The sequence below is a fragment of the Candidatus Manganitrophus morganii genome, from assembly GCA_021651055.1.
GTDB classification, from domain to species: Bacteria; Nitrospirota; Nitrospiria; order SBBL01; family Manganitrophaceae; genus Manganitrophus; species Manganitrophus morganii.
Map to the genome: position 1 here is coordinate 3,824,117 of JAJHOH010000001.1, position 23,516 is coordinate 3,847,632.

22 protein-coding genes are annotated in these 23,516 nt (G+C 54.0%); 11 read left to right on the plus strand and 11 right to left on the minus strand.

Annotation, left to right across the window (positions count from 1 at the left end):
- Positions 1-11: 11 nt before the first annotated feature.
- Positions 12-392 (plus strand): response regulator, encoded by a 381-nt coding sequence (locus tag MCM46_17665; GenBank protein ID MCG3113638.1) that lies wholly within the window; start codon positions 12-14, stop codon positions 390-392.
- Between the two features lie 25 nt (positions 393-417).
- On the opposite strand, the gene xerD is transcribed toward MCM46_17665, so the two are convergent.
- Positions 418-1,305: a site-specific tyrosine recombinase XerD gene (xerD, locus tag MCM46_17670; GenBank protein MCG3113639.1), complete on the minus strand. Its 888-nt coding sequence runs from the start codon at positions 1,303-1,305 to the stop codon at positions 418-420.
- 133 nt (positions 1,306-1,438) lie between these two features.
- Here xerD and MCM46_17675 point away from each other — a divergent pair, with 133 nt between their 5' ends.
- From MCM46_17675 to MCM46_17690, 4 genes are all read left to right on the plus strand, one after another.
- The gene (locus MCM46_17675; protein MCG3113640.1) at positions 1,439-3,355 is read left to right on the plus strand and encodes a penicillin-binding protein activator; all 1,917 of its coding nucleotides are present in this window, start codon (positions 1,439-1,441) and stop codon (positions 3,353-3,355) included.
- 85 nt (positions 3,356-3,440) lie between these two features.
- Positions 3,441-4,859: an acetyl-CoA carboxylase biotin carboxylase subunit gene (gene accC / locus MCM46_17680; GenBank protein MCG3113641.1), complete on the plus strand. Its 1,419-nt coding sequence runs from the start codon at positions 3,441-3,443 to the stop codon at positions 4,857-4,859.
- An 8-nt stretch (positions 4,860-4,867) separates the two neighbouring features.
- A complete protein-coding gene (gene oadA, locus MCM46_17685) occupies positions 4,868-6,745 on the plus strand; it encodes a sodium-extruding oxaloacetate decarboxylase subunit alpha (GenBank protein MCG3113642.1) in 1,878 nt (625 codons plus the stop codon).
- Positions 6,746-6,750: 5 nt separating this feature from the next.
- A complete protein-coding gene (locus MCM46_17690; GenBank protein MCG3113643.1) occupies positions 6,751-7,455 on the plus strand; it encodes a site-2 protease family protein in 705 nt (234 codons plus the stop codon).
- Between the two features lie 161 nt (positions 7,456-7,616).
- On the opposite strand, the gene MCM46_17695 is transcribed toward MCM46_17690, so the two are convergent.
- Positions 7,617-8,714, minus strand: coding sequence for a PRC-barrel domain-containing protein (locus MCM46_17695; protein ID MCG3113644.1), 1,098 nt, complete (start codon positions 8,712-8,714; stop codon positions 7,617-7,619).
- A gap of 141 nt (positions 8,715-8,855) precedes the next feature.
- Between MCM46_17695 and MCM46_17700 the strand changes: the two genes are divergently transcribed.
- Positions 8,856-9,155 (plus strand): hypothetical protein, encoded by a 300-nt coding sequence (locus MCM46_17700; protein ID MCG3113645.1) that lies wholly within the window; start codon positions 8,856-8,858, stop codon positions 9,153-9,155.
- Positions 9,156-9,340: 185 nt separating this feature from the next.
- Here MCM46_17700 and MCM46_17705 read toward each other — a convergent pair whose 3' ends face one another.
- From MCM46_17705 to MCM46_17720, 4 genes are all read right to left on the minus strand, one after another.
- Entirely contained in the window at positions 9,341-9,544 is a 204-nt protein-coding gene (locus MCM46_17705) for a hypothetical protein (GenBank protein ID MCG3113646.1), read from the minus strand.
- Between the two features lie 465 nt (positions 9,545-10,009).
- Positions 10,010-10,660: a Maf family protein gene (locus tag MCM46_17710; protein MCG3113647.1), complete on the minus strand. Its 651-nt coding sequence runs from the start codon at positions 10,658-10,660 to the stop codon at positions 10,010-10,012.
- Positions 10,657-11,763 (minus strand): tRNA-dihydrouridine synthase, encoded by a 1,107-nt coding sequence (locus MCM46_17715; protein ID MCG3113648.1) that lies wholly within the window; start codon positions 11,761-11,763, stop codon positions 10,657-10,659. The genes MCM46_17710 and MCM46_17715 overlap by 4 nt, the downstream gene beginning before the upstream one ends.
- A 135-nt stretch (positions 11,764-11,898) precedes the next feature.
- A complete protein-coding gene (locus MCM46_17720; protein MCG3113649.1) occupies positions 11,899-15,522 on the minus strand; it encodes a VCBS repeat-containing protein in 3,624 nt (1,207 codons plus the stop codon).
- Between the two features lie 309 nt (positions 15,523-15,831).
- Here MCM46_17720 and MCM46_17725 point away from each other — a divergent pair, with 309 nt between their 5' ends.
- From MCM46_17725 to MCM46_17735, 3 genes are all read left to right on the plus strand, one after another.
- Positions 15,832-16,950, plus strand: coding sequence for a hypothetical protein (locus MCM46_17725; GenBank protein MCG3113650.1), 1,119 nt, complete (start codon positions 15,832-15,834; stop codon positions 16,948-16,950).
- A gap of 172 nt (positions 16,951-17,122) precedes the next feature.
- Positions 17,123-17,779 carry a hypothetical protein gene (locus tag MCM46_17730; protein ID MCG3113651.1) on the plus strand — a complete coding sequence of 219 codons (657 nt, stop codon included), beginning with the start codon at positions 17,123-17,125 and terminating at the stop codon, positions 17,777-17,779.
- Positions 17,780-17,816: 37 nt separating this feature from the next.
- Positions 17,817-18,722, plus strand: a complete 906-nt coding sequence (locus tag MCM46_17735; protein ID MCG3113652.1) for a DMT family transporter — start codon at positions 17,817-17,819, stop codon at positions 18,720-18,722.
- Between the two features lie 28 nt (positions 18,723-18,750).
- Here MCM46_17735 and MCM46_17740 read toward each other — a convergent pair whose 3' ends face one another.
- The gene (locus MCM46_17740; GenBank protein ID MCG3113653.1) at positions 18,751-19,617 is read right to left on the minus strand and encodes a right-handed parallel beta-helix repeat-containing protein; all 867 of its coding nucleotides are present in this window, start codon (positions 19,615-19,617) and stop codon (positions 18,751-18,753) included.
- Positions 19,618-19,675: 58 nt separating this feature from the next.
- On the opposite strand from MCM46_17740, the gene MCM46_17745 reads away from it, so the two are divergent.
- Together MCM46_17745 and orn are read left to right on the plus strand one after the other, a co-directional pair.
- Positions 19,676-20,332: a class I SAM-dependent methyltransferase gene (locus MCM46_17745; GenBank protein MCG3113654.1), complete on the plus strand. Its 657-nt coding sequence runs from the start codon at positions 19,676-19,678 to the stop codon at positions 20,330-20,332.
- 77 nt (positions 20,333-20,409) lie between these two features.
- Complete coding sequence (orn, locus tag MCM46_17750; protein MCG3113655.1) at positions 20,410-20,964, plus strand: oligoribonuclease; 555 nt, start codon at positions 20,410-20,412, stop codon at positions 20,962-20,964.
- Between the two features lie 42 nt (positions 20,965-21,006).
- On the opposite strand, the gene MCM46_17755 is transcribed toward orn, so the two are convergent.
- From MCM46_17755 to MCM46_17770, 4 genes are all read right to left on the minus strand, one after another.
- On the minus strand, positions 21,007-21,270 hold the full coding sequence (locus MCM46_17755; protein ID MCG3113656.1) for a hypothetical protein: 264 nt from the start codon (positions 21,268-21,270) through the stop codon (positions 21,007-21,009).
- Positions 21,271-21,398: 128 nt separating this feature from the next.
- The gene (locus MCM46_17760) at positions 21,399-22,433 is read right to left on the minus strand and encodes a PA0069 family radical SAM protein (protein ID MCG3113657.1); all 1,035 of its coding nucleotides are present in this window, start codon (positions 22,431-22,433) and stop codon (positions 21,399-21,401) included.
- 237 nt (positions 22,434-22,670) lie between these two features.
- Positions 22,671-22,874, minus strand: coding sequence for a hypothetical protein (locus MCM46_17765; protein ID MCG3113658.1), 204 nt, complete (start codon positions 22,872-22,874; stop codon positions 22,671-22,673).
- Between the two features lie 25 nt (positions 22,875-22,899).
- Entirely contained in the window at positions 22,900-23,508 is a 609-nt protein-coding gene (locus MCM46_17770) for a TetR/AcrR family transcriptional regulator (protein ID MCG3113659.1), read from the minus strand.
- Positions 23,509-23,516: the final 8 nt, after the last annotated feature.

The window sequence follows — 23,516 nt, forward strand, 5'->3', positions numbered from 1 at the left end:
ACGGAGTAAAGATGGGTGCATCCAGGAAGCGGGTGTTGGTCGTCGATGATTCACAAACCGTCCGGAAGAACCTCGCCGAGATTCTTACAAAAGACGGTTATGAAGTGATCGAAGCGACCAACGGGACGGAAGCCCTCAAACGGCTCGGTCAGGAGCAAGTCGATCTGATTCTGATGGATCTGGAAATGCCGGGGCTGAACGGCTTCGAACTCCTCCGGATCGTCGAGGCGGGAAACCTCGCAAAGGATGCGCCGATCCTGGTGATCACCGGCACTCACAAGGACCTTGATGCGGTGCATGAAATCAAAAAACTCGGCGGGGCGGGATTCATCGATAAGTCATTGCCTCCCGAAGAGCTTCTCTTCCACATCTCTCAGTGCCTGCCTAAATAAAGTGACCTTCCATCCCTCTCGTTGACTAACCTCTGGGATGCGTTTTCTGATGTGTTCTTTTCAATTGCTCCCGCGCCACATGGGTATAGATCTGCGTGGTCGAGATGTCGGTATGCCCTAAAAGCATCTGCACCGATCGAAGATCGGCCCCTCCTTCCAACAGATGGCTGGCGAACGAGTGGCGAAGCATATGCGGCGTGATCGATCTTCGGATGCCGGCTTTTCGCGCCGTCTTTTTTAACTGCATCCAGAAGGCCTGCCGGCTGATTCCCTTTCCGGACCGGTTGATAAAAAGAGGGGTCGCTATCTTTGTTTTAAGGAGAAGCGGCCGCGCGAAGGTCAAATAACGCGAGAGTTTCTCCCGGGCGCATTTTCCGATCGGGACCAATCGTTCCTTGGACCCTTTTCCATGAGCGATCAAATAACCGCTCTCCAGATTGACCGCTCCCATCGGCAGTGAGACCAGTTCGGAGACCCGCAGTCCGGTGGCGTAGAGAAGCTCGATCATCGCATCGTTCCGGAGTCCGATCGGATTGTCTCCCTTAGGTAAGTTCAGGAGCGCTTCCACCTCGGTTGGATGGAGCACCTTCGGCAGGCGGAACGCCTGGCGTGGCGAGTGAATATGCGCGAAAGGATCCTGTTGGAGGACCCCCTCCGTGATCAAGAATTGGAAAAAGGTCCGGAGGGTCGAGAGGATGCGCGCGGTCGAAGAAGCTGCGAGGGCGCGGCGCTTCAGGTCGGACAGGAAAAGAAGGATCTCCTTCCGCTCGATTCGATCCGGTCCGGAAATCCCTTTTTGGTCGACGAATTCAGTCAGTTTTTGAAGATCCTGAGCATAAGCGGAGAGGGTATTGGGTGAGAGTCCCTTTTCAACGGAGAGGTGATTGATAAATCGATCGATCAGCGTATCCATTTGCGGAGATTCTATCGGAAATTCAGATTCTTGACAAGGTGAATCAATTCTTTTATCATCAAGAAATTTCCCCGGAGGGGATGTTCCTCTCCCGTTTAAGGAGCGCGTCTGATTGTTAAAAGGAAGTTTTTTTTTGAGTTTGGTTTTCCTTCTTTTGTTCCCTCCCGCCGGGATGGGGCAAGGTCCTTCCCGCGCCGATCCGCCTCCAGGCGTATCGAACAATGGCGCCCCCCCTCCCATCTCCCCCGAAGAAAAAGCGCTTTTTGATCAGGCGGCGTCGGCCGCCGCCTCAGGCAATGCGGAGGCGGCGCTCCCTTCTTTCGAACAGTTCGTTCTGAGATTTCCGGACAGCGTGCTTCTCCCCGATGTCTACCTCGCCCTGGGACAACTCTATTCCAAACGGGGGGAGATCAAGCGCGCGATCGATGCTTTGAAGACGATCCTCGATCGATTCCCGAAACACCCTCGGGCCGATACGGCCCGTCTCCAGTTAAGCGATTTCTATCTGATGCTCGGTGATTTGAGGGAAACGATGGACCTCTGGGTCGATCTTCCTGAACGCGAATCCTCCAAGATGTTGATTTACGAGCAGGTCGCCCAGGCTTATCTTGATCGGAATGAATTCCTGGAGGCGCTTCAGGTCTTGATGAAGAAAAAGGAACTGATCGTCGATCCGATTGCGAGTAGTGCGGTGCGGGAAGCGATCATTTCGATTCTGAAGGAAAAGCTTCCTGAGAAAGAACTTCAGACGATCTTGAAAGAGTACGGGTCCGCTTTTCCGGCCGATGAGGCGATGGTCCGGCTCATCGGGATCTACGACAGCCGGGGAGACTACTACCGCGAGGAGCGGGAGATTAAACGGTTCCTTTCCGCATTCCCGAATCATCTCTTTGCCGGGGAGGCCGGACGGCTGATCGGCCAGATTCGGGAGAAAATCAAGGCGCACCGTTTTCTGCTTGGCGTGGCGCTTCCTCTCTCCGGCCGGCTGGCCCCGTTTGGGAACAATGCGTTGAACGGCGTTCAATTGGCGTTGCAGCAATTCAAGGAAGCGTTGCCGGGGGCCTCGGTCGGTCTGGTTGTCCGCGATCTCGACGAAGATGGGAGCCGATCTCAGCCGAGTCTGGCGGAATGGATTGATGAATTCCGTCCGATCGCCCTGGTCGGACCCCTTTTGAGCAAAGAGGTCGATCGGATTGCGCCGGTGGCGGAGAAGGCCGATCTGGTCTTGATCACCCCCGCCGCCACGGCGGCGCGGCTTCCCTCCCTCGGCAAATCGGTTTTCCGAAACGCGATCACCGCCCGCTTCCAATGCCATTCCATCGCGGAGTATGCGGTCACCCAAATGAACCTGAGGCGGTTCGCCATTCTCTTTCCCAAGGAGGGGCTGGGGGCCGAGTGGGTCCGGTGCTTCTCCGAAGCGGTGAGCCGGCTCGGCGGCGAAATCGTTCATGCCGAACCCTATCCCATCGATGCGACCGATTTTACCGCGACGATCCGGCAGTTGAAAGAAGCCGATTTAAAGAAGGACGGAATCGTGGAGATCGTGCAGGAGGGAAAGAGAAAGAGGGAGGTCTCCTATACGCCCGGTTTTGATGCGATCTTCTTGCCGGGGGATGCCGGCAAGGCGGGATTGATGATTCCTCAACTGGTTTTTCACAACATCAAAGACATCCCTTTGCTGGGAACCAGCGGTTGGAACACGCCCGAGTTCCTGAAGTTGGTCGGTCCTTATGCGGAGGGAGCGACCTTTATCGACGGTTTTTTCGTGGGAAGCCCCGATCCGATGGTTCGCAAGTTCGTCGGACAGTATCGCGCGAAATTCCAACAGGAACCCGATTTATTCGCAGCCCAGGCCTTCGATGCCGCCCGTTTGGTTTTGGCGGCGTTGGAAGGCGGGGCGCTGACGTCGCGGGATGTGAAGGCGGCGCTTGCAAATACAAAAGATTTCCAGGGGGTCTCCGGACTCGTTTCCGAAATCCGGGACGGCGAGGTCCTCAAGAAGCCGATCTTGATCCAGGTACAAAGGGGAAAGCTGGTGCAGGTGAATTAGATGATAAATGTAGGGGCGAATCTTGTATTCGCCCCCCACTGGAATATCAGGGCGATCACAAGGATCGCCCCTACGAGACGAATTTATGTTCAAAAAAATTTTGATTGCCAATCGGGGTGAGATCGCGCTTCGAATTATTCGGGCGTGCAAGGAGCTTTCCATTCCCACGGTTGCGATCCACTCGGAAGCAGACGCGACCACCCTCTATGTTAAGAAGGCCGACGAAGCCTGCCTGATCGGACCGGGACCGATCGAAGGGTATCTTAATATTTACCGGATCATCGATCTGGCCAAGCAGAAGGGGGTCGATGCGATTCATCCCGGTTACGGCTTCCTTGCCGAGAATCCGGAGTTCGCCCAGGCCTGCCAAGAGAGTGGGCTGACCTTTATCGGGCCTCCGGCCGCCGCCATTCGGGCGATGGGGGACAAGGTCTCCGCCCGCCAAAAGATGAAGGAGATCGGCGTTCCGATCGTTCCCGGCTTAGTCGAGCCGATTGCTTCCCTCCATGACGCGGCCTCTTTTGCCGACGAGATCGGTTATCCGGTCATGCTGAAGGCCTCCGCCGGCGGAGGGGGACGCGGTCTTCGGATTTGCAAAGAGCGAGAAGAGCTGAAAAAGCTTTTCCCGATCGCACAAGCGGAGGCGAAGGCCTCGTTCGGGAAAGGGGCGGTCTACCTTGAAAAATATATCCATGCCCCTCATCATATTGAATTTCAGATCCTCGCCGACAAACAAGGAAATGTCATCCATCTGGGAGAGCGCGATTGCTCCATCCAGAGAAGACATCAAAAGCTGATTGAAATCGCCCCGTCGTTATTGTTAGACGAGCGGCTGCGCCGGGAGATGGGGGAGGCGGCGGTCGCGGCGGCGCGCTCGGTCGGGTACACCAGCGCCGGGACGATCGAATTTCTGGTCGATTCTAGCCGGCGTTATTATTTTCTCGAGATGAACACCCGGATCCAGGTCGAGCATACGGTGACCGAGGAGATTACGGGGGTCGATCTGGTGAAGGAGATGATCCGGATCGCCGCCGGGCGGCCGATCTCCATCCCTCAAGAGCAGGTCTTTCTCAGAGGCCATGCCATTGAGTGCCGGATCAATGCCGAAGATCCGCAGAAAAATTTCATTCCGACGCCGGGAAAAATCACCGCCTATTATTCCCCGGGGGGGATCGGCGTTCGAATCGACGGCAATGTTTATGCGGGATATGTCGTCCCCCCGTATTACGATTCGCTTTTAGCCAAGCTGACCGTCCGGGCCCGCACCTGGGACGGCGCCGTGCAGCGGATGCGCCGCGCCCTCGATGAATATGTCATCCGGGGGGTGAAGACCACCATTCCTTTCTACAAGCGGATCATGGAAGATCCCGATTTCCAGACGGGCCACTTTGATACGACCTATATCGATTCACACTTCGACAAGTTGAACGTTGCAGCCGATTATTTTCGAATGGATAAAATGCTCGCCATCGCCGCGGCGATCGCCGCCCATTCGAAAAGATAAGGAGACCCATGGCGCCGAATTCCAAGCCGAAGCAGAAACCGAAGCCGATCCGGATTATGGACACGACCCTTCGCGACGGTCATCAATCGCTCATCGCAACGCGTCTGCGGACGGAAGACATGCTTCCGATCGCCTCAAAGATCGACCAGGTCGGCTATGCCGCCGTGGAGATGTGGGGAGGGGCGACGTTCGACAGCGCCATCCGGTATCTGAAGGAAGATCCTTGGGAGCGGATCAGGCAGCTCAAAACGCTGATGCCGCGGACCCCCTTCCAGATGCTCCTTCGCGGTCAGAATCTGGTCGGCTATCGCCATTACGCCGACGATGTGGTGGAGCGGTTTATCGAGCGGGCGATCGGCAATGGGATCAATATCCTCCGGATCTTCGATGCCCTCAATGACCTCCGCAACCTGAAGATGGCGTTTAAGGCGACCCTCAAGTACGGCGGAAAGGTCGAGGGGACCTTCTGTTATACGATCAGTCCCGTTCATAACAACGATCTTTTTGTCGAGCTGTCGAAACGGCTTGAAGACATGGGATCGGATTCGATCTGCATCAAAGATATGGCGGGGCTTCTCTCCCCCTATGCCGCGTATGACTTGATTGGCAAGATGAAGCGGGCGGTCAGTGTCCCGATTCATCTTCACAGCCACGATACCAGCGCGATGGCCCTTTCCACCTATGTGAAGGCGATTGAGGCGGGGGTCGACGTCATCGATACGGCGATCTCGTCGATGGCTTCCGGCACGTCTCAGCCGCCGGTGGAGACGATTGTCAATGTGTTGCAAGGGAGCGAGTACGATCCCAAACTGGATCTCAACCTTCTGGCCGAAATCGCCGATTATTTCAGAGAGGTCCGGAAGAAGTACAAGGAGTTCGAATCGGATTACACCAGCGTCGATCCGCACGTGATGATTTACCAAGTTCCGGGCGGGATGTTGTCCAATTTGGCCCTCCAGCTCTCCGAGCAGAAGGCGCTCCATCGAATGAGGGAGGTCTTGGAAGAAGTTCCCAAGGTTAGGGAAGATTTCGGCTATCCTCCGCTGGTGACGCCGACCAGCCAAATCGTCGGGACGCAGGCGACATTGAATATCCTGACCGGGGAGCGTTATAAAGTTATTACCACCGAGACCAAAAATTATCTAAAGGGACTCTATGGGGAGCCTTCGGCCGCCATCAACGAGCAGGTCCGCAAGCGGGCGATCGGCGATGAAGAGGTGGTGACGCAACGTCCCGCCGACCTGATCGCGCCGGAGTTGAGCCGATGCCAAGCGGAGCTCAAGGATATCTCTGAAAGTGTCGAAGATCTCATCACCTATACCCTCTTCCCTAAAGTCGCGCTTGACTTTTTTGCGAAGAAGAACGATCCTATTAACAAGCCTGAAATTCCTTCCAATGAGAAGGAAACCGAATCGACCCTGTCTCCCCCCTCCCCTCTCCTCGCCCCCAGCGAATTCAATGTCAAGGTCCATGGGGAGACGTTTCATGTGAAGGTCGGCGGGATGGGACATCCGGGGGAGGGCGGGCGGCCCTATTTCCTTTATGTCGATGGACAGCTTGAGGAGGTGATGGTCGAGTCGCTCCTGGAGGTGGTCCCCAGCGCCGAGGGAAGGATCGATGCAAAGGCGGGGGGGCGATCGACCCGCCCTAAGGCCGCCCATGAAGGGGATGTGACCACGCCGATGCCGGGTGCGGTGGTCGGCATCAAAGTTCAGTTGGGTGAGAAGGTCAAAGCGGGGCAGACGGTTCTGATTGTGGAAGCGATGAAGATGCAGAGCGAAGTTCACACCTCGATTGCAGGGGTGGTCAAGGAGATCTACGTTTCAGAAGGAGATCGGGTGAATCCGGACGAGGTGCTCGTCGAAGTGCGGACTGAAAAGGATTAAAAGGTTTGAATCAAACGATTCAGCAAATTGCGATTATGGTTTTGCCGCTTCTCTTCGCGGTGACGCTGCACGAGGCGGCGCATGCCTGGGTGGCCGATAAAAAGGGGGATTCGACCGCCCGGATGCTGGGGCGGATTACCCTGAATCCCTGGGTTCATACCGATCTCTTCGGGACCATCATCATTCCGCTTCTTCTTTTTACGACCACCGGTTTTATCTTCGGCTATGCCAAGCCGGTCCCGGTCAACCCCTTTCATCTCCGCCGTCCGAAGCAAGACATGGCCTGGGTGGCGGCGGCCGGTCCGGGAATGAACCTCCTGCTGGCCGTTATCAGCGGTGTGTTGTACCGGGCCATCCTCCTGATCTATCCCCAACTTTCCACCTTCGGCGGGATTGGAAACTTCGGGAGTTCAGACGGACTTCTCTCGGCGTTTTTTGTTCCCCTCCTTCTGATGCTTCGGTTTTCGGTCACGATCAATATCCTTCTAATGGTGTTCAATCTGATTCCGATCCCGCCTCTGGACGGCGGGCGTGTTTTGGTCGGCATCCTGCCGGAGCGCCAATCGCGGCTGATCGGTCAAATCGAGCCGTATGGGATGTTGCTTTTGATCGTCCTTGTTTTTATCGATCCGTTCGGCATCATGCAGCGATTTTTCTGGCCGATTGTTTCGGTCTTCACCGGATATATTTTCGGAGAATGGGTGATATAGAATGGCTCGGCAAAAAAAGAGGCGGGCCGCGGCCCGCCTCTTTCGTTTCAGGATCGAGTTCTTTAGAATACGTTTGCCAGCAGCATCCAAATCAGGATCAGGCTCAACGGAACTCCTAATAACCAAGCCAATACGTATACCATCTTTGACTCCTTCCTTGATTAAGCGCTCTTCTGAAGCCTTTCGTCCGTCTGCGCCGGCGGCGGAGGCCGCTTTGCGAAGATCTCCTCGGCGGCCGATTGGGTCTCTTTACGGCGGAGCGCGAAAATGTTTTCTTTCACGACCGAATCGAGCAGAATTTCCAAAACTCCTGCTTCCTTCGCTCGTCGTATTGCGATGTATGTGATCATCTCCCCTTGGTTGAGGATCACATCGTCAGAGGGATCCAAAATCGTTCGGCTGACCCGGCGCCCGACCGCCTGCTCGATGCGGCGTTGCAGGAGCCGGCTGCGAAGCCAGTCGAAATAGTCCTCTGCTCTTCTCCGGAAGCGCTCGAAACCGGTCCGGAGGTCTTCCCAGAAGCGCGAAGCTTCGCTTCTCCCCCGATCGAGGCCGGATCGACTCCGCTCCCGCATCTCTTCCATCCGCTGCTGAGCGGTTTTCCCCCACGACTCCTTTTTCTCTCGCGCCGTGGCGCCGAGAGTTCCTGATTTCCCTCGGACTTTTTCCAAAGATTCAACACTCGACTCTTTCACACTTTGGTATGTTGCGGCCCCGGACTCTTTAACGCTCTGATAGGTTGCAGAAAGCCCCCCTTTCTGAGCGGTAAGGATCTCCAGCGCCGCCTCTGAAACGATGACGGCGTCTTTTCCGATCTGCTGAATGTATTCGAAATCGATCCGTTTTTTTCCTTCGGCCGTATCTTGGAAGAGGCCGCGTCTGACCTCAATTCCGGTCACGGCGCCGGTTTGCTCATTGATTTCCAAATCGTATGCCGTTCCAATCTCGTGACCGCGGTCGGAAATCACCTTTCGTCCCGTCAAATTAAAACCCTCTTTTTTGACCTGTTTCGGATCGATCTCATCAGAGAACGTTTTTAAGGACTCGCCTCGTTTTAATACGATCACATCGGGGCCGATGCTCTCGACGCTTTCAAAAGGGATCACCTCGGGGGATCGGAAAAGACCCCCCTCTTCCAGAACAAACCCGACCACCTTTTTCTGGTCCGGATCGAAGATCAGATTTTCGACTTCGCCGATCTCTTCTCCGCGATCCAAGGAAAAAATCGGCATTCCGATTAACTCTCTTCCTGAGATCATGCGACCCTCCTCTGTCCTGTGTGGACGGTTTTAAAATAGCCTCTCGTCCCTCTTTTGTATGCCGCCCGAATGAGAAAGGGCAGTAAAATAATCAGCAAAAGAACCAACAGGGTGACCGCCGTGGCAAAGGGGGTCAGTGAAATGAAAAGTCCGGAACCGGAACGATTAAACCAGCTGTCGGCCCGGCTTCTCTGGGGAGATTCTGCAGGGGCGCCTCCTTCTTCCGGGCTGCTGTTTTCCGCGGAAGAGGGTGGGGTTTGTGTCGGCGGGGGATTTGCACTCTGCGCCGAAGCCGCTGTCGTCCAAAACAGCAGTAAAAAGAGCATGGACGATATCAGGGCTTTCATTGAGCGATTAGAGGATCTCTCTACCATCATTTTTCTACCTCTCACACTTTCAGCGTTCACCACCCTTCGGGAATTCCAGAAAAGTTATGCCTGAAGGAATGCGAACACTCTTGAAATTCAAGATCTGCTTTAATTATTTATAATTTAATCGTAGCAAATAAGGTTCAAGGCAAACAAGGGGGGAGGGGAGAGAAGGGTATTCAGACAGTAGTATGCGTTGCTGAGTTTATAGTGAGGATGGATATCTCTTCGGGAGTTCTGGTGGGAAGAAAAGGTGGTTTAGTCGGCTTCGGGTTCGCTTGATCCCTGGCGGTGGGTCACCTTATCCTCATCGAAGATTTCTTTCATATCTTCCTCGAGCTCGTCGTTGTCGTTTCGGATAAAGCGGAGGGGGATGTGGGTGGTTTCTTTCTTTTTTTCTTCCTTTTTCTTGTCTTGCGTCTCTTCCTGTTTCTTTTCCGATTTTGCCTTTTCTTCAGACATTTTGGGTCTCCTTAACCTGTTTGTATCTGCCATTATACACAGAGAGACCCCCTTTTGGCATCAACAATTTTCAACTGATTTTAAGGCTGAAGAAGGGGGGGCTGGCATGCGCTTAAAAATAAAAACCCGGAAGCAGATCGTTTCGATCTCAAAGCGGCTACAGCAACCGCGCTTCCGGGTTTCGGTGGCGCCGGGGACATGCGTCCCTAGCATCTACCTAGTACTGTGACGCGTCAATCAGGACGCCGCCACCTCACTTGCCGTAGGGTTCGTACTGCCCACTGGACCACCTCCTTCCGCCGGCGTGGAACGTTGCGGCAAGGCCCAGACCTTGCCCCCCTCCGAATCGTCGCGCCGATCGCCGCCCGGAAGGCCGCCCCCAAGGCGTTGGGGACTCGGAAAGGTGTGTCGCCTCTCCTCAACCGTGAATATAACACAGAATTTTCTGATTTGCACCCCCCCCCTCTAAAACGTATTCCAGTTTAGGAAATCCCTTTCACGATAGAGCCGTTCCAGGTCGAGCGGGACGGCAATCGCATGCCTTCGGAGAAAGGAAACGATCGGTTTGAGGGTAAGTCCGACGGCGGCCAAATAGTCCCCCTCCAGCCGTTCGATAAAGCGCCGCCCTTCCCCCTGAAGAGAATAGGCCCCGGCCTTATCGAGCGGCTCACCGGCCGCGACATAACGGTCGATCTCAGCCTCAGCGATAGGCTTCATCAAGACCCGGATGGTCTCTACGCTTGTTTCAGTAGGGGGCTGATGCAGATCGATCAAGGAGACCGCCGTCAAAATTCGATGAGAGCGGCCGCTTAACCGGCGCAAAATCCGCTTGGCATCCTGCGGGTCGCGCGGCTTTCCGACCTTTTCCCCTTCACACTCAATCAGGGTGTCGCTCCCGATAATGACCCCTTCCGGAAATTCTTTGAGGACCGAATGGGCCTTCCCTTCGGCAAACGCAGTCACCTCTTCGGCAATAGACCGCCTTTCGCTGAGGATCTCCTCGAAATCAGGAGGGACGATTCGAAAGGGGAGGCCGAGAAGGGAGAGGATCTCTCTGCGGCGGGGAGAAGTTGAGGCGAGGATGATCTCTCGCCGGGCGCCGGAAGGAGGGCTCATCGGTATGAAACTTCGCTCATGAAGGGGGCGAGCAGCGCTTCGACCTCATCGACGTTGCGGACACGGACCAGCTTCTCTCGCAGCTGGCTTGCGCCGGGAAATCCCTTGCAGTACCAACCGAGATGTTTTCTCATCTCTGCAAACCGGGAGAGAGGACGGCTCTCTTGAAAGATGCGGGCATGTTCCAGCGCCGCCTCCAGCCGCTCCAGGGGAGAGGCCGGCTCGTCCGGGATGAGTTCCCGTTCGTGATGGCTTAGTGCCTCGCGGAGAAGGCTCTTTTTTCGAAAGATCCACGGATTTCCCAGGGCGGCCCGGCCGATGAGGACCCCATCGACGCCGCTTTCCCGAATGCGCTGGGCGGCCTCGTTGAGCGATCGAATATCGCCGTTTCCAAGGATCAATGTGCCGGAGCCGCGCGCGATGGAGGCCGCTTCGGCGATCGCCTTCCAGTCGGCGGCGCCGCGATAGCCCTGGTGCAGGGTTCGGCCATGGATGGAGATGGCGGCCGGTTTTTCTTCCAACAGGTGGGAGACCCACTCTTGGATGACGACGCGATTGACGCCAATCCGTGTCTTGACCGAAACGGGGAGGGGACGCCGCTCGGAAGGGGGGAGCTGTCCCGCCTCTTTTCTGCGGGTAAGCCATTCACCGATTTTGGGGTGAAGATCGACAATCGGAAGTGCGCCGCCGGCCACCCAGGCATCGATCCCTTGCCGGGCCGCCTGGAGAATCGCTTTCGCGCGGGGGGGATCGGCGATGAGCCCGGCCCCGCATCCCTTGGACGAAACCGCCTTGGCGGGACAGCCCATGTTGATGTCGAGGCCGTCGAATCCCAATTCGCAGACAAGCTGAGCGATCAGAAAGAACGATTCCGGTTTGGCGCCGTAGATTTGAGCGACAATGGGGCGCTCGATTTCATCGAAGACCAAACCGCCCAACTCGCTTTCGGCGCCATGGAGGATTCCTTCCACGCTGGTGAACTCGGTCACAATCAGGTCGGGTTTCCCGTGGGTCGCCACGATCCGCCGAAAGCAGGGATCGGTCACCCCGTCCATGGGGGAGAGGGCGACGATCGGTTTGGGGATGTTGTTCCAGAAGGTCAATTGGGTTCCTCGGATAGTCTTCTTTATAGCACAACCCGCGTTGAGTTCAAAGGGGAGAAGAGATAATTAGTGGAGGGGAAGGAAAGTCGGAAGGGACTGGACCCTGGAAATGAAGTCATCTAAACCCTCTGATCTCTATTGGGTTATGTACATAGCACGGGTCGTCCCGAAGATTAGCTCTTGTGCTCCATCATTGTTAATATCGGCAAAAGAGAGACTGTTGGGTACAATGTCGCCGAGCAATGGTGGGGAACTCCAAATTATTGTACCGGTCATCCCATCGACCGTGATGAGTTTAGCTGACGTTTCGAATGAAGAGTTGAAAGAGTTTTTGGAAGTTCCGATTAAGAGGTTGCCGCTTCCATCCAGGGGAACCGCCAATTCGGAAATCGGGACGGAAAGCGTGTATTGACCTTTTAGATCAAAAGTCACTCCATCGTAGATGAAAACGGCTGTATCATAAGCGGAAGAGGTAATGATGATCTCTGGTGTCCCGTCGCTGTCCAGATCACCTACTGCCAAGTGGTTGCCGGCGTTTACACCGATTAACATATTTAAAAGGTAGACGTTTCCTTGCTTCTTGTAAACCAATAGGGACTCAGTGGCGGTGGCAATGATTTCTAAAGCGCCGTCTCCATCTAGGTCTGCAACCTCTAAGTCAAAAGCGCCATAGCTGGGTAGTTGGGTGCTCTTCCAAATTAGTGTTGAATTGAAAACGTCGTAGGCATAGATATAACCATCAACCGTTAAGGCGATCAGATCGTCATGTCCGTCCCGGTTCAAATCTCCGCGGGTGACCGCCCGTCCGATACCGAGATTGGCGGCAGAAGTCCACTCTGGCAAGTCGCGGATAAAATCGTAGACTGTGAAATAGCCATCATATGCGCTTGAGGTTGTAAGGAACACTTCATCAACGCCATCGCCATCATAATCGGCTCCACTAAGGGAGGCGATGCCACTAAAGTTAGTTCCGATTTCAGAACTAGTGGTGAAATTCCCGGTGACCGGATCAATACCTATTAAACGTGTGCCGCCATGGCCTGAATTGCTTCGAGGTGATGCGAATATGGCTTGTCTTTGTCCAGTGGAAGTGCTTAACCAATGTCCGCCGACGAACGGTCCATCAAGTTGCAAAAGGGCTGTTCCGTCGAACCACCTATCAAATCTTGTTCCATTCGTCCACTCCACCTGGATTGAGGGGTTTAACCCAGCAATCACGAGAGAATCCGGAAGGCTGTCCTCAACACCCGCTCCCCATACAAACTCTGGTGATCCATCGTTGTCCGTATCGCCGACGGTAATACTCCACACTCCATAATTCTGTTCACTAATGCTCCACTCTTGAGAGCCGGCCCCTCTAGATCCATCGTACGCGATTACATCTCCGAGAGGGCGATCAGCAACGATAATTTCGGCCTGCGGATCATGATCGATATTCGTTACTACTAAAGCACTTACTTCACGCTGGATTTCCCAAAGAGGTGATTTCAAAACGGCACTATACACCCGTATGAATTGAAGGCCATTGCTGACGATCTCCTCAACACCATCATTGTTCAGATCGCCCGTGTCAACAAGAGCGCCGAATCCGGCCCCATAGGCCCATTGATTTTCATGGGTTGCACCGTCGTAAACGTAACCATTGGAAGTAACGATCTCCAACGTAGGGTCATTATCAACATTCCCGATTGCCAGGGAAGGTCCTAGGTCAAGAGGAGGTGACTGCCACTCCTGCCGAAGAGTGTCGGCATCATAAACATTGATGGTTTGCAGAAAGGAAAATGAGTCATCACCGAAGCCAAGGTAAATAATTTCTTCCCCACCGTCATTGTCAATGTCGATGACGCGAATCGAGGAACGGAAGGAATAGCCATCGGTGATTTCTTTAACAATTTTTCGGTTGACACCATCCAAGATTATAATCCCAGAACTAACGCCAACGATCATATCAGGGTGGCCATCACCGGTGAGGTCATGAGCAGTAATGGCCATGATTGAGGTGAGGTCGAAGGGGTAGACCCAATTCTGTACATAGTTGGTACCGTCAAAAATTAAAGTATAGAGGAGGTTTTGATTGGTAATCAGGACCTCATTCTTCAGGTCGCCATTAAAATCGGCGATCACGATGCCATCTGGAGCAGCTGGGATTTGAATGCCTGTGCGTACCAGAGGCTTGGGATGGCCCGGATCAGTCACCGTAATGGTGCCGGCAGTTTCGACTGTAATTTCCCCCGAGGTGGCGCGTACTCCGAAATGAACTTCCAACGTTTCATCAAACATGGGACCGGTGGGTGTCCAGGAAATCTTCCCGGTCTGATCAATTCGCATACCCCCGGGGCCATAAGCGAGCCGATAAGAGACGGAGTCCCCATCTGGATCGCTCACTCCTAACTGGAGTTCCAAGGGAACTCCATACGCCGCGTTAACTGGGTTTGTAGGTTCAGCAACGAGTGGCGAATCGCCAATAGTTATTGAGGCGATAATTGAGGTTGAGCCTAAACCATCGGAAAGACCGACGATAACGGTGACAATATCTCCTTTAACGAATTGGTTCCCGTCGAGTGTCGGCGTATTCGCGCCATCAATCGGAGTTCCGTTACGTGTCCATGCGTAGGCGTAGGTCAACGGGTCGTTTTCCGGGTCTGACGCAGTCACCGTTGCCGTGAGGGTGTCGCCTCTTTTCGGCATGGCGGGAGATAGGGTCACGATGCCTGTGGGAGGCTCATTGGGGGAGGGCGCGCCCGTGAGGTTCGTCCACGAATAAAAAGCCGCCGTTTCAAAAATCCCGTCACCATCGGTGTCCACTTCGATGCGTGCCTTGCTCGCAGATATCGCGAGCAACCGCGCCCGTGAACCCTCGGCGCCAATGATCACCAGCAGGCCGCCGTCGTCCGGAAAATTCAATCCTTCATTGCTGAAGATCAATGGCGAGCCGGTGGCGATATTGACGTAACCTTCCACCGAATCATAGATTCGACCGGAGATGCTTTCAGTGTGCCTGGTTGGATTCAAGTAATCATCGTAAACGAAGACGATGACGACGCTTTCCAACTTGAATAATTTGGCGGAGCGGCTGTCTTTAAAAATTCCGTTGACGATTAGGATTTCACGTTGATCAGAGAGTAGGACTTGGCTGCGTATTGAGCCGTTGAAAATGACTTCAGAAAGTGAGTCTTCTGTCCTCAGTGCGGTAGATTGAATTGTGCCGTCGAGTATGATTCCCGTGCCAGGGTCGACCGCATCAACTTGGAAAGTCGCATCGCCGTTGGTCATGAAACCGTCACCGTCATCGCAATCGACATAATGAAACTTGAGCGTGCCCGTGCCGTCATCGTTAATAGCGCCGGTTATCGTTACCGTGCCACTGGAGGTGCAATCCTCCGTTTCATTCACCGGATTCGGGGCGGCCGAAGCAAGCGAGGTCTTCATCAATGCCTGGGTGGATTGAAGGAAGGCGCGGCGGGCCGAAGCAGTTTGAGCGATAAACGAGCGGGAGAGTAACTGAGGTTGCCCCGAACGTGGTGCCGCCGACGCGTTGCTCGGTTTAGAAACAGCGAGAGTGCCGGGTCCGGTGAGGACGTTCGCTATTAGGAGATTGGCCTTCTCGCCGGTGATGTGAGCCGGATCGGTCTTGCCGGTGTAGTTGACCTCCGTGGGGGTCGAGGTGCCTCCACCGTCGCCACTCCCGCAGGCCCCTATTCCTAAGGCAGAGATAAAAAATAAAACTACAATGATGCTGCTCGATTTATTGGAATTCATGAGAGGTGGCCTGTGTGAGGAGTGTTTCCATCGGGAAGTGCTCTTCTTCGCATCCTGTTTGAACTGAAGTGCGGTTTCTCGCGGGTGAAAAAAGTGCGCTCGATTAACCCGATGCGGGATATCCTAGTGATTTCCGTCAGTATTGTCAAGCTAAAATATGCAGTGAAAACATCTTAAGAGCGGCAGAGTTCACTGTAAGAAGATCTGGTTTGACCGATGCTGGCAAAAAGAAGAAAGAGCATGACAAGGGGAAGGAGAGTGGGTTAGAATCGTTCCTTCGGAAAAGGTTTTCCGTAGAAAGGGGACCACATGGATGATTTTCTCTTTTTAGACGGGCTGACCCCGCTTCAGCGGCGGTTGATCGATATCTGCCGCGCGGAAGCGCCGAATGATCGGATCTTGATTAACGCGAAAGATATTCTCAAGGTCTTGGCGCTCAACGATTGGAAGATGGACGAGAATGACTTTGAATATGATTGCGAGGCCCTTAGCTCTTACGTCGAGCCGATCGAGTCGTATCCCCCGAACAGCCTTGGATATGCCTACCGGATGATCCTTCAGCTCGGTCTTCCGTGGCGCTGTCGGTATCCCCATTTTGAGCTGCGCGGGATGTATGGCGATCCGCATGATGAGGTCCCCCAGGGACCCGAATATGTCGAGCTTCGGCTCTCTCGTTTTTCCCATATCGTTATGCCGGTCGGAAAGGCCCCGCTTCTTCCCCTCGCCCTTTTGAACGGCGCGAGCTTGCCCGATGGAACGCGGATCCCTCCGCATCATTTGGAAGAGCTTTGGACCGCCTTCGAGCAGATCCGGCAAGCGCCGGAGCTGCCGCTTGATGAGCTGATGGAGTTTCTGCCGGGACCCGACTTCGCCTCCGGCGGGGTGGTCGGCGGACATGCCGCCGTCCGCGCGCTCTACGCGGATGGAAAAGGGGAGCTGATCCTGAGGGCCGACATCCAGACAGAGATGGAGGGGGCCCGGACCCGCCTCTCGATCAGCTCGCTTCCTGACGGGGTGTTGGTGAGGACAGTGATGCAGCAGCTTCGCTCATTGCTGGAAGAGGGGACGATTCAACTCCACCTGCTCAAGAACGCGTCGGAGCGAAATCAAATCAGAATCGTTCTTGATGCTCCCCGGCGCTGGTCGGCGGAGGCCCTCAAAGAGATCCTCTTCAAAAAGACAGATCTGGAAAAACGGGTTCTCTTTCACTGCTCGGCGTCGGATGCCTCCGGATGGAAAGGGGGTGTCTCATTAATCGAGACGCTGAAGCAGGCGACCTCCCGCTGCACCCTTTCGTGGGAGAGAAAAGACGACGAACCGATTGAGCATATTCCGCTGCTCAGGGAGATCCAAGAGTTCGGCGGCTACAAAAGCCCATTGAGCGACCTGATCGATCCTCGGAGGAGCCGTCTTTTAAATATTCCGTAATTAAAGAAGACTCATTAATGCTCCTAAATACCTGATTTGCCTCTCCTGATCCCGATCTTCCCGCCAGAGATCTCTCCATGACGCAGAGGGGGAGGTTGATCGTTCAGCGTTCCGGCATTATACTTGTAAAGATCCGGTTTGTTTCAATGGCTCCATTAGAGAAGGAAGTTGAATGGAAAGACTGACTGCCGAGCAGCTGAGGAAAGAGCAAGAAAATACCCTATCCGCTCAGAAGCTGCATTATGGGTTTCTCGCGAAGGTCCTTTTTGTGGTGATGGACCTAATATACGGGAAGGGGAGAAGCCTTAGTAAATTTAAGGTGCTCGAGGTGATCGCCCGGGTCCCCTATCAGGCGTGGGAGCATGTTGCTTATATCGCGATTACCCACACTTACAAGCAGGCCGATTTTGCGCGAAGGATTTTTGATCGGATCCAAGAGAGCCGAATTCAGCAGGACAATGAGCAGTGGCATCTTCTGATTTTGGAAGAGTGGGTACATCGTCTGCAGATTCGGGAGAACTTTCTCCTCTATCGAATCATTCCTCAGATTATCGCTTTTTTCTATTATCATATTTGCTGGTTTTTATATGTCGTTCGTCCCTCCATGAGCTACGCATTGAATGCGCAGTTCGAAGACCATGCCGAGCATGAGTACATGCGCTACGTTCAAGAACATCCGGAGTTGGAGTCGGAGCCCTTTGAAAGCGCGTTTCAATCCGACTTCGGGGATTTCACATCGATGGCCGATGCGGTTCGTCAGATCGGCTATGACGAGCGGGTTCACAAAGAAGAGAGCCTCAGTCGAATCCGCGATGCGCGCTTTTCCTAAATCATAAAACCATTTTTTTGAAAGGAACGTTCGAGCCGTGACGGCGAAAGGACGGGCGGAGTGGTTTCTTTTTGCCACGACATTTATTTGGGGTGGAACCTTTGTCATCATCAAACAGGGTCTGGTCGATCTCTCCCCCCTTCTGATGGTGTCGATCCGGTTTACCCTGGCAACGCTTGTTCTTCTTCCTTTCTGCATGAAAGCGCTTCTTCGTGCCGATCGAAAGTCGATCTTCTGGGGGTGTTTTCTCGGGTTTCTTATCTTTGCCGGCTTCCTCTTGCAGACCCTCGGCTTAAAAGAGACCACGACGTCGAAGTCGGCCTTCATCACCACGATGATGGTCATTTTCACCCCTCTTTTTCAAATGCTCATTTTGAAACGGCGTCCGAGATGGGGAAATCTCGTGGGAGTGATTGTTGTTTCGGTCGGTCTCTGGTTCTTGACGAATCCCTCCGGGGGAGGATTGAACCGGGGAGATCTTCTCACCCTGCTCTGCGCCATTGTGTTCGGCCTGTTTATCGTATTGCTCGACTGGACGACCCGGCGGTATGATTTTCTTCTGATGACCTTCCTCCAGATATCCTTTCCCGCCGTCTGCGGCTGGATTCTCCTCCCTTTTTTCGAACCGCCGGTGTTCAGGCCGACGCAGGGGGCATTATTCGCGCTCGGCTACACGGCGATTCTTGCGACGGTAGTGACCGGTTATATTCAGACCCGCTATCAGCGGGACACGACGCCGACCCGCGCCGCGCTGATCTTTACCGTCGAGCCGCTCTGGGCTGCCGCTTTGGGTTATTTCTTTCTTCAGGAAACGATGGGAACATGGGGGATGCTGGGAGGGGGGCTGATTATCGGCGGGATTTTATTCTCCGAGCTTTCCGAAACGATGATGGCGCAAGGTCAGCGGTTTTTCCGATCCGTCTTGAAAAATGAGTCAAGCTGATTCTCTCCTCGGAACAAGGCGGCCGGATTTAACGGCCGATTTCGGCCAGCGGCTCCTCGGTAATGAAGAGAGGACCCCGGGGATTTTGGATGAAGAGATTGGCCGAAACCAACGCTTCTCGATCGGGAGAACTCTTGCACTCCGGAGTGGTCACGAGTCCCCAATGGTGGTTATCGCGACAGGTATTCTCCAGGATCATCGCTTCTGCATGATAGAAGAGGAGGATGCCGCTGAGCATGTTCTTTCGGCAGAGATTCCGCACCAGATCGGGACGCGTCTGCGGATCGCGCACCGCAATGCCGAAGTGGTGGTTGCCGAAGCAGTCGTTTTTGGAAATGTAGGGCCGCGCTCCGGCGAAGATAAAGATTCCCGATTCGCGGTTGTAGCAGACTTCGTTTTCGGTCAGCGTCGCACGGCATTCGGGACCGTAGACGACAATGCCGGAGAGGACCCCCTCCGTAATTCGGCATTGGGTAATCGTGCAGACCGAATCGAGAACATTTATGGCCGAATGGGGATCGCTCCCGATGTATCGGAAGGTGATTCCGCTGATCAGCCCTTCCGGCACGTGTTGAAGGTAGAGCTGGCCGCCCCGGCGGCTGAAGATTTGGACGGTATCTCGGCCCGCGCCGATTAACCGGACCGGTTTGTGGATTAGAAAAATCTTGTCTTCATAAACCCCGGGTCGTATGAAGACCTGATCCTCCGGCTTGGCGTCCTTTAGCGCGGCGCTTGGTCTCGGGTAAGATTGGGGATCGGCTCCATCGACAATCAGGGTGCGGCCGCCGGCCGGATTGGCGGGTGGTTCCTGAATCACAGCGGGCGCCGGAGTCGAAGCGGCTTGCGGCAAAAGGGGGTTTCCCTCGCCGGTATCTTCTGGCGTTTTCTCAAGCATCGATTCGGTTCCTTCCGCTCTCTCGCAATCGTGTGCCGTTAAGGATATCTGCAAAATAATGCAAATGCCTCGTCAAAATCAAGATCGAAAAAAGAGGAAGCCTGGGCCGAGTCGGAAAACCCTCGCATCGTATACGGCCGGGGCGGATGATTATCTGGCGCATTGGGACCGCGGCCGAACCTATCGTGTTCCGCCGTTGCTGAGAGAGTGGGCGGAGCCTCTTCCGAAGAGGGCTCTGATTTTAGATCTCGGCTGCGGTCCGGGGCAGGACAGCCGTTATCTTCAAAGAGAGGGGTTCCGTCCGATCGCGCTCGACGGGACGTGGCCGTTTCTCGCTCACGCGCGCAGGCGCTCCCGCCGTCTTTCTTTGGTCATGGCCGATCTGGAGGCGATGCCTTTCCGGTTTGACGCGTTTGATGGAATCTGGGCGGCCGCCTCGTTGATTCATCTTCCAAAGAAAAAACTGGATCGCGTTTTGGTCGCGTTGCGACAGCGTATTCGATCGGGCGGGAAATTCGGGGCGACCTTCGCCCATGGAAAGGGAGAGGGATTCGCAACGCAGGGTTGGATTCCGGGGAGGTACTTTTCCTATTGGAAGAAGGATGCGTTGGCTCAGGTATTCACCCGGGCCGGCTGGAAGATCCTTTCGCTGAAGACGGTGTGCAACCGGGAGCGCAAGGGGCGCTGGTTGAACCTCATCGTGGAGAAAGCCTGAAACTTGTTTTTCTTTTCTTGACAGTTCGGCCCGAATACGATAATTCTTAGGTCAAAATTCTAAATAAAGAGGTGTTTGTGTCCCATCTGCAGAATGACTCGAATTTGGTTTGGCTTGACCTCGAAATGACCGGGCTCGACCCCAAATGTTGTGCGATCATCGAAATTGCCACCATCATTACCGATAGCCAGCTCAATATTTTGGCCGAAGGGCCCGCCATCGCGATTCATCAAGATCCGGAGGCGTTGAAGACGATGGAAAAATGGAGCCGGGATACCCATTCCAAATCGGGTCTTCTGAAGCGGGTCGGATCGTCCACGATCGATGTCAGGCAGGCGGAGGAAATGACGCTCGAATTCATCCGGCACTACTGTCCCGAAAGGACCTCTCCTCTCTGCGGCAATTCGATCGGGCACGATCGACGCTTCTTAGAACGGTATATGCCGACGCTCTTCGAGTATCTTCACTATCGAAATGTGGATGTGAGCACCCTGAAGGAACTGGTCCGACGGTGGTATCCGAACGGACCACCGCCGCCGATGAAGAAGGGAAACCACTTAGCGTTGGATGATATTAGGGAGTCAATTAACGAGCTGATCTTCTATCGAAATTATTACTTCGTCAAGCAATGAGAGGTTACCTGAAACTCTAGGATCGTCTTCCTGAATCGATTCTCAGGCATCCGTTTCAACCGAAAGAACACGCTCTTTTTCCTTGTAAAAACGAATCGCATCTTCGACGTGAAGATCTTCAATCTGAACCCACGCCTCCCGCCATTCTCCTTCTGAATGGGGAAGATCAATCGGATGATTGCATCCGGATTGCGCCGACTCTTTGGAGATGCCTCCGTCAATAAAACCCTTCGGCTGCTCTAAATCGACCCAGGCGTCATCGCCAAGCGTTCCGGAAATATCAAATTCCAACCACAATTTCTTCAAAAGAACCTCCCTCTCATGAACGAACGCAATCAAGCGGCAGAGCTTAGGAAACGCTTGAGAGCGTACAAAATTTTTGACCGTCTTTCAAGTGAAAAATAGATAAATTCCGCATTTCGCATCAATTTTCATTAAAAAAGACTCTCTTGCACCGGTTGGGAGGAGCGAAAGTGCGCAGTTGAGAGTAGGGGAGACCGCCCTGCAATCCCGTATTTCCGGCACGCAAGGTCGAAAAGACTCCTGATCTGATCCGAAAATATTCCTTCTCCTTCCATACGGCTGCCGAACCGTGGATCGTTCAATTTTCCACCCCGGATCGATCGGATTCGATTGAGGACTTTATCTTTTTGATCCGGAAGGTGTTTTTCCAGCCATGTCTCGAAGAGCGATGCAACGGCATAGGGAAGACGGAGAGGAACCATTCCGGCAAAGGCGGCTCCCGCAGCCACGGCGGAACGGAGAATGTTCGGAATTTCATGATCGGTCAGGCCGGGAATAATAGGCGCAATGAGAACACCGGTCGGAATACCGGCTTTCGCGAGGATCGAGACGGCCTCGAGTTTCCTTTCCGGTGGAGAGGTCCGCGGTTCCAGGATGCTGCATAGATCCTTATTCAACGTTGTGATCGAAAGGAATACGGCAATCGATTGGAAACGAGCTAACTCAGATAACAGGTCAATATCGCGGATGACCCGCCGGTTCTTCGTAATAACGACAACCGGATTCCTGAACTCAAGGAGGACTTCAAGGCATTGACGTGTGAGTCGGCGCTTTCCTTCAATCGGTTGGTACGGATCGGTCACCCCGCTCATGGCCAAGACTTGCGGCTTCCAAGCGGGGCTCTGAAGCTCCTTGCGCAGCAGAAGCGGGGCGTCTTCCTTCACCAAGATTTTTGTCTCAAAATCAAGACCGGCCGAATACCCGAGATACTCGTGAGTCGGGCGCGCATAGCAGTAAACACATCCGTGTTCACATCCGCGATAAGGGTTAATACTCGCCTCAAAACCGACATCGGGGCTATTATTGTAAGCGATGATCGTTCGAGAGCAATCTTGAAGGAATTGCGTGACCGGCAGTGTGAGTCCGCTTTCTTCTTCCTCGACGAATCGATGTGTCTTCTCAAATCGGTTCGGAGGATTTAATTTGCTTCCCCGGCCCTTTATCATTAAGGTTTCCTTAGCAGATCGGCTCAATAGGTTGTAAGTTTAGCCTACCCTTCCTTTTGTAAACTTGTCAATCATTATCGTCGTATTCTAAAAATGAATTGCTTTACTTGCGGTTCCGAAGAGGGAATACGCGCCCGTGATCAGCGGGTGAGTCGAAGGACGGATGTATCGTATTTCTTGACGAAGTGTTTTTGGGCGGGAAAGCGCAGGCTTAGAGCGCCTGAGCGGCGGTGCATGTCAAGCCGCGACCGGCTTGACATGCCGCCCTCTCCCTCGCAGAGGCCGGGCCGGCCGATGACTTCTGTTGCGGGCAATCACCGGATCGAGAATTTCCCCGCAGGAGAGGCATCGATACCCGAAAAAGTGGATCTTCCCGGTATCATCGTTGATATCTTGGAATCGTTCTTCAATCATGACGCTTTTGCATCGTGGACAGTCCATGTCGTTTCCTCCTGGTCACCTCTGTCTATTTGTGCGACTTGTTGGACGTTGAACCCTTAATCAGAGATTCAAGGCTCTTCACGCAAGAGCGATACACCTCGCCCGATTTCTTGGTCTTGGCCAAGAGGGTGCTTCCCTCCAGCACGGCGACGATCAAGTGGGCCATTTCTTTCGGATTGACCGTCTCTTCCAACGTTCCTTCCTTCTGCGCTTGTTTCAGAATGAGCGTGATCTCCCGCGCCCAGGCATCGAAGATGGCTTCCAGCTGCCGTCTGAAGCCGTCATGGTGGTCTGCAAGCTCCAGCGCCAGGTTTCCGCAAGGACAACCTCCCCGATATTGAGAGGCTTTCATCCGACCGTCTTGTTTTCGAAAAAGCTCAAAGAGCCGGCGGAGCGGGTTTCCATCTTGTTTCAACGTTTCTTGAAGCAGCGGAATCGTTCTGGCGGCGTAGGCATCGATCACCGCGTAGCCGAGATCTTCTTTGCTTTTGAAGTGAAAGTAAAAATTCCCCTTCTTAACCTTGGCCGCCTTGAGAATATCGTCGATGCTGGTGCCGTTGTATCCTCTTAAATAAAACAGGTTGCACGCTGTTTCAAGGATCTTTCGTTTCGTTGTTTCGCCCTTCAGGCCCATAAAACCGA